The sequence below is a fragment of the Streptomyces sp. 2P-4 genome (assembly GCF_030167965.1).
Classification (GTDB): Bacteria; Actinomycetota; Actinomycetes; order Streptomycetales; family Streptomycetaceae; genus Streptomyces; species Streptomyces globosus_A.
The window spans coordinates 2,713,134-2,727,575 of the sequence record NZ_CP095011.1; the positions used below are offsets into that span (position 1 = coordinate 2,713,134).

The 14,442-nt window shown below is 74.4% G+C and carries 16 protein-coding genes; 8 read left to right on the forward strand and 8 right to left on the reverse strand.

The features are described from left to right. Positions 1-3: 3 nt before the first annotated feature. From MUK52_RS11445 to ilvA, 3 genes are all read right to left on the reverse strand, one after another. Entirely contained in the window at positions 4-795 is a 792-nt protein-coding gene (locus MUK52_RS11445) for an ABC transporter permease (protein ID WP_114053902.1), read from the reverse strand. Continuing rightward, positions 792-1,817: an ATP-binding cassette domain-containing protein gene (locus MUK52_RS11450; RefSeq protein ID WP_284575879.1), complete on the reverse strand. Its 1,026-nt coding sequence runs from the start codon at positions 1,815-1,817 to the stop codon at positions 792-794. The genes MUK52_RS11445 and MUK52_RS11450 overlap by 4 nt, the downstream gene beginning before the upstream one ends. A gap of 103 nt (positions 1,818-1,920) precedes the next feature. Further along, positions 1,921-3,153 carry a threonine ammonia-lyase gene (gene ilvA, locus MUK52_RS11455; RefSeq protein WP_114053900.1) on the reverse strand — a complete coding sequence of 411 codons (1,233 nt, stop codon included), beginning with the start codon at positions 3,151-3,153 and terminating at the stop codon, positions 1,921-1,923. Between the two features lie 258 nt (positions 3,154-3,411). On the opposite strand from ilvA, the gene MUK52_RS11460 reads away from it, so the two are divergent. From MUK52_RS11460 to MUK52_RS11470, 3 genes are all read left to right on the forward strand, one after another. Beyond that, entirely contained in the window at positions 3,412-3,933 is a 522-nt protein-coding gene (locus MUK52_RS11460; RefSeq protein WP_114053899.1) for a MarR family winged helix-turn-helix transcriptional regulator, read from the forward strand. 79 nt (positions 3,934-4,012) lie between these two features. Next, the gene (locus MUK52_RS11465; protein WP_114058437.1) at positions 4,013-4,486 is read left to right on the forward strand and encodes a sigma factor-like helix-turn-helix DNA-binding protein; all 474 of its coding nucleotides are present in this window, start codon (positions 4,013-4,015) and stop codon (positions 4,484-4,486) included. After that, positions 4,483-4,734 carry a hypothetical protein gene (locus MUK52_RS11470; RefSeq protein WP_114053898.1) on the forward strand — a complete coding sequence of 84 codons (252 nt, stop codon included), beginning with the start codon at positions 4,483-4,485 and terminating at the stop codon, positions 4,732-4,734. The genes MUK52_RS11465 and MUK52_RS11470 overlap by 4 nt, the downstream gene beginning before the upstream one ends. 106 nt (positions 4,735-4,840) lie before the next feature. Here the strand turns inward: MUK52_RS11470 and MUK52_RS11475 are convergent, their stop codons facing one another. Beyond that, positions 4,841-5,998 carry a cystathionine gamma-synthase gene (locus tag MUK52_RS11475; protein WP_114053897.1) on the reverse strand — a complete coding sequence of 386 codons (1,158 nt, stop codon included), beginning with the start codon at positions 5,996-5,998 and terminating at the stop codon, positions 4,841-4,843. A gap of 175 nt (positions 5,999-6,173) precedes the next feature. Between MUK52_RS11475 and MUK52_RS11480 the strand changes: the two genes are divergently transcribed. The 3 genes from MUK52_RS11480 to msrA all read left to right on the forward strand — a co-directional run bounded on the left by MUK52_RS11480 (position 6,174) and on the right by msrA (position 9,488). Next, entirely contained in the window at positions 6,174-7,277 is a 1,104-nt protein-coding gene (locus MUK52_RS11480) for a hypothetical protein (RefSeq protein ID WP_114053896.1), read from the forward strand. Positions 7,278-7,658: 381 nt separating this feature from the next. Further along, positions 7,659-8,762, forward strand: coding sequence for a hypothetical protein (locus MUK52_RS11485; protein ID WP_284575880.1), 1,104 nt, complete (start codon positions 7,659-7,661; stop codon positions 8,760-8,762). 57 nt (positions 8,763-8,819) lie between these two features. Continuing rightward, positions 8,820-9,488, forward strand: a complete 669-nt coding sequence (msrA, locus tag MUK52_RS11490; protein ID WP_114053894.1) for a peptide-methionine (S)-S-oxide reductase MsrA — start codon at positions 8,820-8,822, stop codon at positions 9,486-9,488. A 45-nt stretch (positions 9,489-9,533) separates the two neighbouring features. Here the strand turns inward: msrA and MUK52_RS11495 are convergent, their stop codons facing one another. Next, positions 9,534-10,580 carry an NAD(P)-dependent alcohol dehydrogenase gene (locus MUK52_RS11495; protein WP_114053893.1) on the reverse strand — a complete coding sequence of 349 codons (1,047 nt, stop codon included), beginning with the start codon at positions 10,578-10,580 and terminating at the stop codon, positions 9,534-9,536. A 160-nt stretch (positions 10,581-10,740) separates the two neighbouring features. Here MUK52_RS11495 and MUK52_RS11500 point away from each other — a divergent pair, with 160 nt between their 5' ends. Then, entirely contained in the window at positions 10,741-11,655 is a 915-nt protein-coding gene (locus MUK52_RS11500) for a helix-turn-helix domain-containing protein (RefSeq protein WP_284575881.1), read from the forward strand. Positions 11,656-11,731: 76 nt separating this feature from the next. On the opposite strand, the gene MUK52_RS11505 is transcribed toward MUK52_RS11500, so the two are convergent. The 3 genes from MUK52_RS11505 to MUK52_RS11515 all read right to left on the reverse strand — a co-directional run bounded on the left by MUK52_RS11505 (position 11,732) and on the right by MUK52_RS11515 (position 13,950). Beyond that, positions 11,732-12,064 carry a hypothetical protein gene (locus tag MUK52_RS11505; protein ID WP_284575883.1) on the reverse strand — a complete coding sequence of 111 codons (333 nt, stop codon included), beginning with the start codon at positions 12,062-12,064 and terminating at the stop codon, positions 11,732-11,734. A gap of 159 nt (positions 12,065-12,223) precedes the next feature. Continuing rightward, positions 12,224-13,486, reverse strand: a complete 1,263-nt coding sequence (locus MUK52_RS11510) for a L,D-transpeptidase (protein ID WP_114053890.1) — start codon at positions 13,484-13,486, stop codon at positions 12,224-12,226. Between the two features lie 122 nt (positions 13,487-13,608). After that, entirely contained in the window at positions 13,609-13,950 is a 342-nt protein-coding gene (locus tag MUK52_RS11515) for a hypothetical protein (protein ID WP_223855960.1), read from the reverse strand. Between the two features lie 107 nt (positions 13,951-14,057). On the opposite strand from MUK52_RS11515, the gene MUK52_RS11520 reads away from it, so the two are divergent. Further along, the gene (locus MUK52_RS11520; protein ID WP_284575885.1) at positions 14,058-14,399 is read left to right on the forward strand and encodes a hypothetical protein; all 342 of its coding nucleotides are present in this window, start codon (positions 14,058-14,060) and stop codon (positions 14,397-14,399) included. Positions 14,400-14,442 lie beyond the last annotated feature (43 nt).

The following is a 14,442-nucleotide window of genomic DNA, read 5'->3' on the forward strand; positions in this document are numbered from 1 at the left end:
GGCTCACTCCGCGCGGCGGTACCTGCGCACCGCCAGCGTGCGGAACACCGTGACGATCAGCACCGACCAGAGCACCGACGCCGCCACCGGGTGCTCCATCGGCCAGGCGTCGGACGGCGACACGCCCGGGTTGCCGAAGAGTTCGCGGCAGGCCTGGACGGTCGCGCTGAACGGGTTCCACTCGGCGATGGGCTGGAGCCAGTCCGCCATGTTCTCGGTGGGCACGAAGGCGTTCGACACGAAGGTCACCGGGAAGAGCCAGATCAGCCCCCCGGAGGTGGCGGCCTCGGGCGTGCGGACGGACAGGCCGATCAGAGCGCCGATCCAGGAGAAGGCGTAGCCGAGGAGGAGCAGGAGGGCGAAGGCCAGGAGCGCCTTCGGGATGCCCTCGTGGATGCGCCAGCCGACCAGCAGCGCGACGATCGCGAGGACCCCGAGGGTGAGCGTGGTCTGCGCCAGGTCGGCGAGGGTGCGGCCGGTGAGGACCGCGCCGCGTGCCATCGGCAGGGAGCGGAAGCGGTCGATCAGTCCCTTGTGCATGTCGTCGGCGATGCCCGCGCCCGCGCCGGCCGTGGCGAAGGTGACGGTCTGGGCGAAGATGCCCGCCATCAGGAACTCGCGGTAGCCGGCGGCGCTCGTAGAGCCGCCGATCATCATCGAGCCGCCGAAGACGAAGCTGAACAGCACCACGAACATGATGGGCTGGACCAGGCCGAAGACGACCATCTCGGGAATCCGGGTCAGGCGCAGCACGTTCCTCTGCGCGATGACCAGGGAGTCGCCCAGGCTGCTCATTCCGACCACTTCCCGCCCGCGCCGGTCCGGTCGTTCCCGTCGTTCCCGTCGTTCCGGCCGCCGCCTTCGCCTTCGCCTTCGCCGTTCAACGCGGCCGCGTGGCCCGTCAGGGAGATGAACACGTCGTCCAGGGTGGGTCGGCGCAGGGCGATGTCGTCGATCTCGATGCCGCGGGCGTCCAGCTCGCGGATCACCTCCGCGAGCAGCCGGGCGCCGCCGGAGACCGGCACCGTCAGCCTGCGGGTGTGCTCCTCGTACGCCGTGCCGCCCTCCCCGAAACCGGCGAGCACGGCCCGCGCGTCGCCGATGCGCTCCCGGTCGTGGACGACGACCTCGACGCGCTCCCCGCCCGTCCGCGCCTTGAGCTGGTCGGAGGTGCCGCGCGCGATGACCCGGCCCTGGTCGACCACCGCGATGTCGTGCGCGAGGTGGTCGGCCTCCTCCAGGTACTGGGTCGTCAGCAGCAGGGTGGTACCGCCGGCCACGAGTTCCTGGATGACGTCCCACAGCTGCTGGCGGTTGCGCGGGTCCAGGCCGGTCGTCGGCTCGTCCATGAACATCACGGGCGGCCGGACGACGAGCGCGGCCGCCAGGTCCAGGCGCCGGCGCATGCCGCCGGAGTACGTCTTCGCGATCCGGTCGGCGGCGTCCGCGAGGTGGAAGCGGTCGAGCAGCTCGTCCGCGCGCGCCTTCGCCTCCCGGGCGCCCAGCTGGTAGAGCCGGCCGACCATCCGGAGGTTCTCGCGGCCGGTGAGGTACTCGTCCACGGCCGCGAACTGGCCGGACAGGCCGATGGAGCGGCGCACCTCTTCGGGATGCCTGAGGACGTCGACACCGGCGACGACGGCCCGGCCGGCATCCGGCCGCAGGAGGGTGGTCAGGCAGCGGACGGCCGTCGTCTTCCCCGCCCCGTTCGGGCCGAGCAGGCCCAGGACCGTGCCCACGTCGAGGTCGACGCCGTCCAGTGCCCGTACGTCGCCGAAGGTCTTCACCAGGCCTTCGGCATAGATGGCGCCCGGCATGAAGGTCCTCCCCACGGGGAGCGGGACAGGGTCGTTTCCCCCGCAAAGCCTAAGGTGGCGGCGGCTTTCCCGCGCGCGGTTCCGGCGAACCCGGCGCCGCCGGTCAGCCGATGACCGCGTACCCCGCCCCGTGCAGCGCCCGCGCGACGGCCGCGCAGTGCTCCGGGCCCTTCGTCTCCAGGTGCAGCTCCACCTCGACCTCCGCCAGCCCCAGCCGCGGGTCGGTGCGGACGTGGCTGACGTCGAGGACGTTCGCGTCCGTGTCCGACAGCACCGCCAGCAGCCCCGCCAGCGCGCCCGGCCGGTCGGCGACCCGCAGCCGCAGCGACAGGTAGCGGCCTGCCGCGGCCATGCCGTGCCGCAGGATCCGCTGGAGCAGCAGCGGGTCGACGTTCCCGCCGGACAGGACGGCCACGACCGGCCCGTCCGCGTACCGCTCCGGCTCGGCGAGCAGCGCCGCCACCGGGGCGCAGCCGGCCGGCTCGACGACCAGCTTGGCGCGCTCCAGGCACAGCAGCAGGGCGCTGGAGAGCTGGTCCTCGGTGACGGTGCGGACGTCGTCGAGGAGCTCCCCGATGATCTGGAAGGGGACGTCGCCGGGGCGGCCCACCTTGATGCCGTCGGCCATCGTGGTCGGGCTGTCGATCGCGACGGGGTGGCCCGCGCGCAGCGAGGGCGGGTAGGCGGCCGCGCCCGCCGCCTGCACCCCGACCACCCTCACGTCGGGGCGCAGCGCCTTGACCGCGACGGCGATGCCCGCGGCGAGTCCGCCGCCGCCGATGCCGACGAGGATCGTGCGGACCTCCGGGCACTGCTCCAGGACCTCCAGGCCCAGCGTGCCCTGGCCGGCGATGACGTCCCGGTGGTCGAAGGGGTGGATGAAGACGGCACCAGTGCGCTCGGCGTGGTCCTGGGCCGCGGCGAGGGTCTCGTCGACGACCTGGCCGTGCAGGCGTACGTCGGCCCCGTACTCCTGGGTGGCCGCGACCTTCGGCAGCGGCGCCCCGACCGGCATGTACACGGTCGCGTGGACGCCGAGGAGGGCGGAGGCCAGGGCGACGCCCTGCGCGTGGTTGCCGGCGCTCGCCGCGACGACGCCGGCGGCCCGCTGCTCGGGGCGCAGGCCGGCGATGCGGACGTAGGCGCCGCGGAGCTTGAAGGAGCCGGTCCGCTGGAGGTTCTCGCACTTGAGGTGGACGGGGGAGCCGGTGAGCGCGGAGAGGTGCCGGCTGCCTTCCATCGGCGTGACCCGGGAGACGCCCGAGAGCATCTTCTGCGCCCCCCGTACGTCGTCGAGGATGACCTGCGGGACGGGCTGGGGCACGCGGTAGTTCATGGGGCCAGTCTCGCAGCCCGCGCGGATCGGGGCGTACGCCCCGGATCGCCGCCCGGGGAGCGCACGGGGAGCGCCCGGGGCGGACCCGGCACAGTACGTACAAGGGGCGAAATCCGGCCATGCGGGACGGGTACGCGGGGTTCGTCCGTACCGGCTTCGTCCCGGTCGTATCAGTTCTTCCACGGGGCGTACGAGCCGCCGCGGGGCCGCGTACGCTGTCCCCCATCCTTGTCGGCCCCACGTGAAGAGAGCACGGCCATGCCTTCCAACCCGGCCAATTCCGACCTGCCCGCGGTGGCCGAGACACCCGCAGACGCCGGTCTCCTGGACGCGCTCCAGCACCAGGTGGCCGTCTTCGCGCGCCGCGCCGAGCAGACCCGCCTCGGCGGGGTCGGGCAGGCCCGCAACTCGATGGACCGCGCCGCGTACCTGCTGCTGAACCGGCTCGACCTGGAAGGCCCGATGGGCGTCAAGGCGCTCGCGTGCGGCATGGGCATCGACTCCTCGACGGTGACCCGGCAGGTCGCCCCGCTCGTGGACAGCGGTCTCGTCAAGCGGACCTCGCACCCCGAGGACGGGCGGGCCGTGGTCCTCGCCCTGTCCCCGCGCGGCCTGGCCCGGCTGGAGGAGGTCCGGCACTCGCGCCGCGAGCTGATGGCGCGCGTCACCGACGGCTGGAGCGAGGAGGAGCGCGAGTCCTTCACCGCGCTGCTCACCCGCTTCAACGGCTCCCTGTCGGAGCTGATGGGCAGCGTCTCCGAGGCCGGCCCCGCCTCCTGAGCCCACCGGCTGCCCGGGCGGCCCTGGCCCTCCCGGCGGCGTCCGACCCCTTGACCGGGGCGTGGGCGCTGCCCGCACCATGTCTCCTGTGGACCACCGATCGGGGCGCCGGGCCGAGTTCGAGGCGTTCGTCGCGGGGGCGGCGGGGCGGCTCCTGCACGTCGCCGTGCTGCTGACCGCCGAGTCGGGCGCAGGTGCCGGGCCGGGTGCCGGGTCCGGTGCCGGCTCCGGCTGTCCGGGGGCCCGGCGGCTCCTCGCGGGCGCGCTGGCCCGGACGTACGCCGACTGGCGCCGGGTCCGCGGCGACGACCCGTACGACCACACCCGCCGCGAACTGTGCGCCGCCTACGCCCGCACCGCGCGCCGCTACCGCGGCGGCCCCGGCGTCCTCGCGCGGCTCGCGCCGCAGGAGCGGCTCGCGCTGGTGCTGTGCGTCCACGAGGGCGTGCCCGAGGAGGTCGCGGCCGCGCAGCTGGGGCTGCCGGCCGACCGGATACGGGCGCTGACCGCCCGCGCCGTCGCCGCGATACGGACGGGGCGGGAGGCCGCGTGAGATCCCCGGACCGCAGGGAAGAGCAGGTCAGGCGGCTGCTGGCCGGGCCGCACCCGCCGGTCCCGACCGGCCTCGCGGCCGCCGCCGCGGCCCGCGGGGACCGGCTGGTCCGGCGCCGCCGGGCGCTGCGCCGGATCGGCTGGGTGCTGCTGTTCGCCGCCGCGGCCGCGTTCGCCGTATGGGCGTCCCTGGCCCGGCCCTGGGAGATCCCGCCGAGCGAGGTCTCCCCGCCGCTGCAGGGCTGGTAGGCGCCGCGCCCGTCCCCGCTCGGCTCGCCGGGACGGGCGCCGCCCGGTGCGTACGGGCCCGGCCGGTGCCAGGCCCCCGTACGCCGGGTGTCCGGGTGCCCGGGTGTCAGCCCAGGGCCTGCGTCAGGTCCGCGAGGAGGTCGTCGGCGTTCTCGATGCCGACGGACAGGCGCACCAGGTCGCCCGGCACCTCCAGCAGCGAGCCCGCCACCGAGGCGTGCGTCATGCGGCCCGGGTGCTCGATCAGGGACTCGACGCCGCCGAGGGACTCGCCGAGCGTGAACAGCTTCGCCCGGTTGCAGACCTCGACCGCCGCCTCCTCGCCGCCGGTCACCCGGAAGGAGACCATGCCGCCGAAGTTGCGCATCTGCTTGGCCGCGATCTCGTGGCCCGGGTGGTCGGCCAGGCCCGGGTAGAGCACCGTGTGCACCTTCGGGTGCCGGGTGAGCAGCTCGGCGACCTTCGCGGCGTTCTCGGCGTGCCGGTCCATGCGCACGGCCAGCGTCTTGATGCCGCGCAGCACGATCCAGGAGTCGAACGGGCCGGCCACCGCGCCCATCGCGTTCTGGTGGTAGGCGAGTTCCTCGCCGAGGGCCGCGTCGGCCGTCACGAGGGCGCCGCCGACCACGTCGGAGTGGCCGCCCATGTACTTCGTCAGCGAGTGCACGACCACGTCCGCGCCCAGCGCCAGCGGCTGCTGGAGGTACGGCGAGGCGAACGTGTTGTCGACGACGAGCTTCGCGCCGGCCGTGCGCGCGATGTCCGCGACCACCGCGATGTCGGTGATGCCGAGCAGCGGGTTGGAGGGGGTCTCCACCCAGATCGCCTTCGTCTTCGGGGTGATCGCGGCCCGCACCGAGTCCGGGTCCGAGGTGTCGGCCACCGACCACTCGACACCCCAGCGGGAGACGACCTTCGCGAACAGGCGGAACGTGCCGCCGTAGGCGTCGTTCGGGATGACCACGTGGTCGCCGGGCGCGAGCAGCGTGCGCAGCAGGCAGTCCTCGGCCGCGAGCCCGGACGCGAAGGCCAGGCCGCGTACGCCGCCCTCCAGCGCCGCGAGGTTCTCCTCCAGCGCGGTCCGGGTCGGGTTGGCGCTGCGGCTGTACTCGTAGCCGCCGCGCAGGCCGCCCACGCCGTCCTGCTTGTACGTGGAAACCTGGTAGATCGGGGGCACGACCGCGCCGGTCAGCGGGTCGGCGGTGTTCCCCGCGTGGATCGCGCGGGTCTCGAAGCTCTGGTGCTCGTGGCTGTCGTGGCTCATGGGCAGAGCCTAAGGCCCCCGGGCCGGTACGCCACTTCGGCTGCGCTGCCCGCCGCCGGATCCGCAACGCGCCGTCCGCACGCGTCCGCCACCGGCCTCGGCCCGGCCCTCTGCCCGGTCCCGTCCCGGGCCGCTCATTGGCCTCGGCACGGGTCGGTCTGGTTCGCTTGAGGGCATGGAGATTCTGTGGTTCCTGATCGCGATGGGCCTGCTCGTGGCCGTCCTCAGCCCGTACATACGGCGCAGGAGGGCCGGGCTGCGCCTCGTCGAGCCCGGCAGCCCGGACGCGGCGGACCCCGCGAACTACGGCTTTGCCCGGCAGGAAGACCTCGACGTGCGCGTCCCCGGCCCCGACGAGGACCTGATGGACGCCCTCGCCGCGGTCCAGGGCACCGGGCAGTGGCAGGCCGCGTCGCAGCTGCTGGCCGGCACCCCGAAGGAGGGCGAGCTGCGCTGGCAGCGCGTCCAGGCCTTCGGCGGGGCCGCCGCCCTGGAACTGGCGGCGCAGCCCGGTACGGGCGCCCAGTGGCTCAAGTCGTGGCGGCTGCAGGCCGAGAAGGACGCGGGCGGCGCCCAGGTCCACGCCGAACTGCTGGTGCAGCAGGCCTGGCGGCACTCCGGCGGCGTCGGCTCGGACGACCACCGGATCATCCTGGAGGAGGCCCGCGAGGCCTGCCGCAAGGCGGCGCTGCTCTCCCCCGGCGACCCCGTCCCCTACCTCACGGAGCTGGCGGTCGCCCGCGGCCTCGGCTACCCGGAGGCCGAGTTCGACCGGCTGTGGGCGCAGATCATCGACCGCGCCCCGCACCACATGGGCGCGCACCTGGCCGCCCTGCAGTACTGGTGCGAGAAGTGGCACGGCTCGCGCGAGAAGGCCGACGCGTTCGCGCACGCGGCCGCCGCCCGCGCCCCGAAGGGCTCCCTGCTCACGGCGCTGCCGCTGTTCGCGGTGTACGAGCACACGCCCGAGGTGGTGCTGACCAACTACTGGGAGAGCGCCGTCGTCACGCGCGCCGTGGAGGGCGCCATGTACGCCGTGCACCACGCCCGCCCGGACGACCCGGTGCTCCCGCTGGTCCGGCACATGCTGCTGTCCTTCCTCGTACCGATGGAGCGGTGGGCGGAGGCCATGGAGCAGGTGCGGCACATCGACGGCTACGTCGGCGCCCTGCCGTGGTCGGCCTCGCAGGACCCGGCGGCGCAGTACGCGGTGTACCGCGCGCTGGCGGTCGCCGGGTACGAGGCGAACGGGGGGTCGCCGGCGACGCTGCCGCACTGACCGGGCGCCGGCCGCGCCGAGGGGGCGGGCCGGCGGGGGCGGCCGGGGGTGGACGTTCCGGGTGAAAGCGTGCAGTGCGTGGTCGGCAGGTTGCCGTGGGCGAGGGGCAGGCCGCATGATCCCCTGCAAGGCCGACCGGCCGGCCCGGTGCCGGCCCGCCACTGACCATGGCGCGGCCGGAGCCCGACCAGCACGCCCCACCGGCAGACCGGGTGCGCGGCCGACCACCGCGCGCGGCCGGCGGGGCGTCCGTACCGCACGTTCCCGGGGGGATCTGTCCTACATGGGCGCTTCGCCGCGCGCTCCGCGCGCCTTCGTCCTGCCCGCAGGCTTCCGTCTGCGCCGCAACGCCGTGCCGCTGCGCGGGTCGGGGGCGCGTTCGTGAGCGGGCGCACCGCGCGGGGGCTGCTGCCCGCCGTTCTCGGTGTGTTCGGTGTGCGGCCGGTCCGGCAGGCCGCCTCCCGCTCCGGCGGCGGGCCCGCCTGGGCGCAGGAACAGGAGCGCGCCGCGCAGGCCGGTGCGGTCGGTGCGCTCGGGTTCGTGCCCGAGGGCGAGCTCGACACCGTGCACGACCAGCCCGTCACCGCCGACGAGGCCGCCTGCCTGGGCGCCGTCGCGTGCGGGGACTGGGGGGCCGCCGCCGACTGGGTTGCGGCCGCAGGGCGGGACTGGGAGGAGCGGCGGCGCCGGGTCGGCGTCCTCGCCGGGTCCGCCGCGCACGACGGCGCCTGGCTTGCCGCGTGGAAGGCCGCCCGGCCGGGCGACGCGGCGGCGGCCCTCGTCGGCGCGGACGCCGCAGTGCGGGCCGCGTGGGACGTGCGCGGGGCCCGCGGTGCGGCGCGTACGCAGGAGCAGTTCCGGCTCTTCCGCGAGCTGCTGCTGGCTGCGCAGCGCGCCGCGCACGCCGCGCAGGAGGCCGCCGATCCCGCCGACCCGGTTCCGTACGTCGTCGAACAGGGCGTCGGTACCGGCCTGGGGTACCCGCACGAGCGGTACGAGGAGCTGTGGGGGCGGATCACCGCGCGGGCGCCCCGGCTGCTGTGCGCCCACACCGCCGCCGTCGAGTACTGGACGGCCCGGTGTCGCGGCTCGCACGAGCTGGCGCTCGGCTTCGCCCGCCGGGCGGCCGAGGGGGCGCGGCCCGGGGAGCTGCTCGGCCTGCTGCCGCTGATCGCGTACTTCGAGGACGAGTCCGGGGAGCAGGGCCTCCAGGACCACTACAGGCGGCCGGAGGTCGTCGAGGCGGTCGACGCGGCGCTCGCCGACCTGGCTGCGGCCGCGCCCGGCGACCGGCGCACGGCGGCGATGCGGCACATGCTCGCGTGGATGCTGTTCTGGCAGGACCGGGACGCGGAGGCGGTCGAGCAGTTCCGCGCCGTCGACGGGTACGTCGGGGCACTGCCGTGGACGCGGCACGCCCGGCCGGAGCGGCGGTACGCGCACGCCCGCGACTGGGCGGCCCGCGTCGCGGCCCGGCGGGCATAGCGGGCGGGAATCCTGCGCGGCCCCGGTCCGTTGAACAGTCATCCAAGGAGGCGATCCATGTTCTCGTACCGGCGCACGCCCGAGCTGCCCACCGCCGAGGAGGCCCTCGCCGGCCGCCCCGAGCCCCTCTTCGCCCTGCCGCCCGTGCACACGGTCCTCGGCAACCCCCTCGCGGGCCCCTACCCCGCGCACCTGGAGACGGCGGACTTCGGGCTGGGCTGCTTCTGGGGCGCGGAGCGGAAGTTCTGGCAGGTCCCCGGCGTGTGGACCACGCTCGTCGGCTACCAGGGCGGCTACACGCAGAACCCGACGTACGAGGAGGTGTGCTCGGGCCGGACCGGCCACACGGAGGTCGTCAGGGTGGTCTTCGACCCGGCTGCCGTCTCGTACGGGACCCTGCTGAAGGTGTTCTGGGAGGCCCACGACCCGACGCAGGGCTTCCGCCAGGGCAACGACGTGGGCACCCAGTACCGCTCGGCGGTCTACACGCACTCCCCCGCCCAGCAGTCCGCGGCCGAGGCCTCGCGCGACGCCTACCAGCAGGTACTGGCCTCCTCCGGGTACGGCCCGATCACGACGGCGGTCCTCCCGGCTGCCGACCGGCCCTTCTGGCCTGCGGAGGCCTACCACCAGCAGTATTTGGACAGGAACCCGGCCGGGTACTGCGGGATCGGCGGGACCGGGGTGTCCTGCCCGATCGGCATCGCGCCGGCCGCCGGCGGGTGAGGGTGCGGAGGTCCCGCCCGGTGCGGTGAGCCGGGCGGGGGCCGGTCAGATCGTGGACGCGTCGATGACGAAGCGGTAGCGGACGTCGCTCGCGAGGACGCGCTCGAAGGCCTCGTTGACGCGGTCCGCGGCGATCACCTCGATCTCCGCGCCCAGGCCGTGCTCGGCGCAGAAGTCCAGCATCTCCTGCGTCTCGGCGATGCCGCCGATCATCGACCCGGCGAGGGTGCGGCGGCCCGTGATCACCGAGAAGAGGTTCAGGCTGACCGGCTCCTCCGGGGCGCCGACGTTGACGAGGGCGCCGTCGACCTTCAGCAGCGCCAGGTAGCGGTCGAGGTCCACCGGGACTGCCAGCGTCGAGACGATGAGGTCGAAGGTGCCGGCGAGCTCCGTGAAGGTCGCGGGGTCGCTCGTCGCCCGGTAGTGCGTGGCTCCCAGGCGCAGGCCGTCCTCCTGCTTGCGCAGGCTCTGCGACAGGACGGTGACCTCCGCGCCCAGCGCGTTCGCGATCTTCACGCCCATGTGGCCGAGGCCGCCGAGCCCGACGACGGCGACCTTCTTGCCCGGGCCCGCGCCCCAGTGCCGCAGGGGCGAGTACAGGGTGATGCCCGCGCACAGCAGCGGTGCCGCCTGGTCCAGGGGCAGGGCGTCGGGGATGCGGACCGCGTAGTTCTCGTCCACGACGAGGTGGGTGGAGTAGCCGCCGTACGTGGGCTCCCCGCTGCGGTCGAGGGCGTTGTAGGTGCCGGTCATGCCCTCGACGCAGTACTGCTCCTGCCCGCGCAGGCAGTACTCGCAGGTCCGGCAGGAGTCGACGAAGCAGCCGACGCCGACCCGGTCTCCGACCGCGTACCGCGTGACGCCCGGCCCGACCTCGGCGACGACGCCGGCGATCTCGTGGCCGGGGACCATCGGGAAGATCCCCTCGCCCCAGCCGTCGCGGGCCTGGTGGATGTCGGAGTGGCAGATACCCGCGTACTTGATCTCGATGAGGACGTCGTGCTCGCCGACGGGGCGGCGCGGGACGGTGGTGCGCTCCAGCGGCGCCTTCGCGGAGGGGGCGGCGTAGGCGGCAACCTGGGTGACGGACATGGGTGTGCTCCTCGGACAGGCAGATCATGCGGTGGTCACACCCTGTCGGATCCGCGGGCCGCGACCCAGACCCCTGGCGTTCCTACGTCTGCCGTTCCTATCCCTGGCGGGGTCAGGCTCGCGCCTCCGGCGGGGGCGGCCGTCCGGCGATACTGGGCCGATGGACCAGCTTGATCCGCGTTCCGAGCTCGGCGAGTTCCTCCGCAGCCGGCGCGCCCGGCTGCGCCCGGCGGACGTCGGCCTGCCGGACCACACCCGCTACCGCCGCGTGCCCGGCCTGCGCCGCGAGGAACTGGCCCACCTCGCCGGGGTGTCGGTGGCGTACTACACGCGCCTGGAGCAGGGCCACGGGCAGAACGTGTCCGCCGAGGTGCTCGACGCGATCGCGCGGGCGCTGCGCCTGGACGGCACCGAGACCGCCCACCTGCGCCAGCTCGCCCGGCCGCGGCCCCGCCGCCGCCGGCAGGCGCACCGGCCGCAGCGGGTGCGCCCCGAGCTGCGGACGCTGCTCGACGCGATGGACGGGGTCCCGGCGTACCTGGTCGGGCACCGGCAGGACGTCATCGGCTGGAACCGGCTCGCGGCGGCCGTGTTCGGCGACTTCGGCGCGCTGCCGGCGCAGGAGCGCAACCTGGTGCGGATGGTGTTCCTGGACCCGGCCACGGCCGAGCTGTACGCGGACTGGGAGTGCCGGGCCTGCGAGGTCGTCAGCAACCTGCGCATGTACGCGGGACGGAACCCCGACGACGAGCAGCTGACCGCGCTGGTCGGCGAGCTGTCGGTGAAGAACGAGGAGTTCCGCCGGCTGTGGGCGGCGCACACGGTGGCGGACAAGACGCACGGCGTGAAGCGGCTGCGGCATCCGCTGGTCGGGGCGCTGGAGCTGTCGTTCGAGACGCTGGCCCTGCCCGACGACTGCGACCAGCGGCTGGTCGTCTACCACGCCGCGCCCGGGTCGGCGTCGCAGGACGCGCTGCGGCTGCTGGCGTCCTGGTCGGCCCCGTCGGCTCCGTCGGCCGCGCCCGGCTCTCCGGAGTCTTCCGCGTCCGCCGCCCCGCCGGCCGCTACGGCGTGAGCTGCCAGACCGCCGTACCGCGTTCGCGCCGGTAGCCGAGGGTGGCGGGCCTGCGCCTCGGCGAGCATGCGGAGCGTCACGGCCCGGCCGAGGCCCTTCCCGCGGTGGCGGGGGACGACGACCGTGTCGTACTGGGGGCGCGCGGCCCGTCCGGGTCGGGCAGGACGAGTCCGGTGTACGCGGCCGCCTCGCCCTCCGGGGTGACGGCGGCGACGGTGGGCATCGTGCTCCCGCGGTCGAGGGCGAGCTGCCGGGCGGCGTGCAGGCGCTGCGGCGTCCAGGAGGCGGTCTGCACGTTCGGGTCCCCGGTGGGGGCGTCCTCCCTGGCGCCGTGCGCGGCCGCGGCCGCCTCGGCCCAGGCGTCGGAGACGGGCAGGTCGAGGGCGGGTATCGCGTGAGGGGTCGTCATGCGCCGGGCCCCCGCGGGGGTGGGTCGGCGGGCGCGCGCGGATTGCGCGGGCGCCCGGAACGCCGGACGGCGGGGAGCCGCCGGGGCTCCCGCCGTCGGCGGTGGTGCGGATGGTGCGGGTGCGGCGGCCCCGGTGTCGGGACCGCCCCGTACGGGCCGTCAGACGGCCGAGCCCGCCTTCCAGTCGGCCCAGCCGAGGTTCCAGCCGTTGAGGCCGTTGTCGGGCTTGATGGTCTTGTCCGGGGAGTTGACCACCGTGACGACGTCGCCGATGAGCGAGTTGTCGTAGAACCAGGCGGCCGGCTGGTTCGGGTCGCCCGCGCCCTTGACGTCGTTCAGGCCGACGCAGCCGTGGCTGGTGTTGACGCTGCCGAAGATCGAGTCGGCGCCCCAGTAGTTCCCGTGGAGGAACGTGCCGGAGGTGGACAGCCGCATGGCGTGCGGGACGTCCTTGATGTCGTACTCGCCCTTGCCGTCTGCGTCGGTGAAGCCGACGGTGGCGCCGTTCATCCGGGTCTCCTTGAACTTCTCGGAGATCACCATCTGGCCGTTGTACGTCGGCGTCGCCGGGGAGCCCGCGGAGATCGGGATGGTCTTGATGACCGCGCCGTCCCGGGTCACCGTCATCTTCTTCGTCTTCACGTCGACGGTGGAGACCTGGCTCCGGCCGACCTTGAAGGTGACCGTGCGGTTCTGCACACCCTGGACGCCGGGAGCGCCCTGCACGCCGTCAAGCGCCATCTTCATGGTGACGGTGGAGCCCGCCTGCCAGTACTTCTCCGGGCGGAAGTCCAGGCGCTGGGCGCTGAACCAGTGGCCGACGACCTCCTGGCCCGAGCTGGAGGTGACGTTGATCGCGGACTGGACCGCCTTCTTGTCCTTGATCGGCTTGTTGAAGGTGATCGAGACCGGCATGCCGACGCCGACGGTCTGGCCGTCCTCCGGCACGAAGGAGCCGATGAAGCTGTTCTCCGGCGAGACGGTGCTGAAGGAGGCGTTCTCGTGCGCCTCCTTGCCGCTCTCGTCCTTCGCGGTCGCCGAGAGCGCGTACTTCGTGGAGCGCTTCAGCGGCGCCTCCGGCTTCCAGCTCTTGCCGTCGGCGGCGATCTTGCCGGCCACCGCGGCGCCCTCGGAGGTCTTCAGCTCGACCGCCGTCAGCGTGCCGTCGGCGACGGAGACGGCGGTCGAGTCCAGGCTCGCGTTGTCCGTGCCGTCCTTCGGCGTGATCGTGATCTTCGCCTTCGACGCGTCCTTGGCGGCCGCCGCGTCGACCTCGGACTGGGACTTGTTCGCGTCCCCGCCGCCCGCCTTCTCGTCGCCGCCGGTGCACGCCGTGAGCATCAGTACGCCGCCGAGCAGGGCGGATATGGCCCCCATGGACCTTCTCCGCAGCTTGCTGTCCGTCCTCACACGCCACTCCATCGTTGCCTGTACCCCCCGGGGCCGTCCCAGGGCAGGGGGACATGCCCCCTGCCACTGACCAGTCAACGCGTTGACGGACGGGATCGGTTCCACATTCCGTTTGAATGTGGGCAACCCCACGATCAGGCGCTGCCGGGCTCTCTGTCGAAGTCCCCATCTTCCTCGCCCAGGTCCCACTCCAGGGACTCGGGGTCGTATTCGACGGGTTCGCTGCTCCAGGAGGCCTGGACGAGCTCCACGCCGGGGATCTCCGCGACGAGGTCCGTGGGGTCGACGAGGTAGGCCAGGGCCTCCGACTCGTCCTCCCGTACGGCCGACTCGGCGTGGCCGCGCTCCTCGTCCGGCATGAACTCGTCGGCGTCGATGTGCTCGAGTGCGGCGCCGGTCAGGGCGCCGGCGTCGGGCACCTCCAGCACCAAATCGACCCGAAGCCGTACGTATCGTGATGTGTCAGAAGGGTTCATACGACGGAGCGTAAGCCCGGGGAAGCCCCGGCTTTCCCGCGACCCGCCCCTTTCCGTAGCATCACCGCACACGGCCAATTCGCTGCTTCCGCAAGGGGGATCGCCCCGTGTCCGCACGCCGTCCGCTGCTCACCGCCCTCGGGGCGACCACCCTGCTCGCCGCCCTGTGCTTCGTGCCCTCCGCGGGCGCCGCCGCGCCCGCGGGGTCCATACCGGCCCCCGCCCCCGCCACGGCGCCCCGGACGGCGGACGCGGGCGGTCCGGGCACCGTGACCACGGCCGCCGCGGCCTCCGGTACGGCCGCGGGCCGCCCGGCCGCGCAGGCCGGCCTGACGCTCGCGGACACGGGCGGCGTCGACACCACCCCCTACCTGCTGGCGGGCACGGCCTGCCTGATCGTGGGCGCGGGGTCGGTCACCTTCTCGGTACGCCGCTCGCGCGGCGCGTAGGCCCGGGGACGGGCCGCCCGTACGGGCGTACACACGGCGCGGG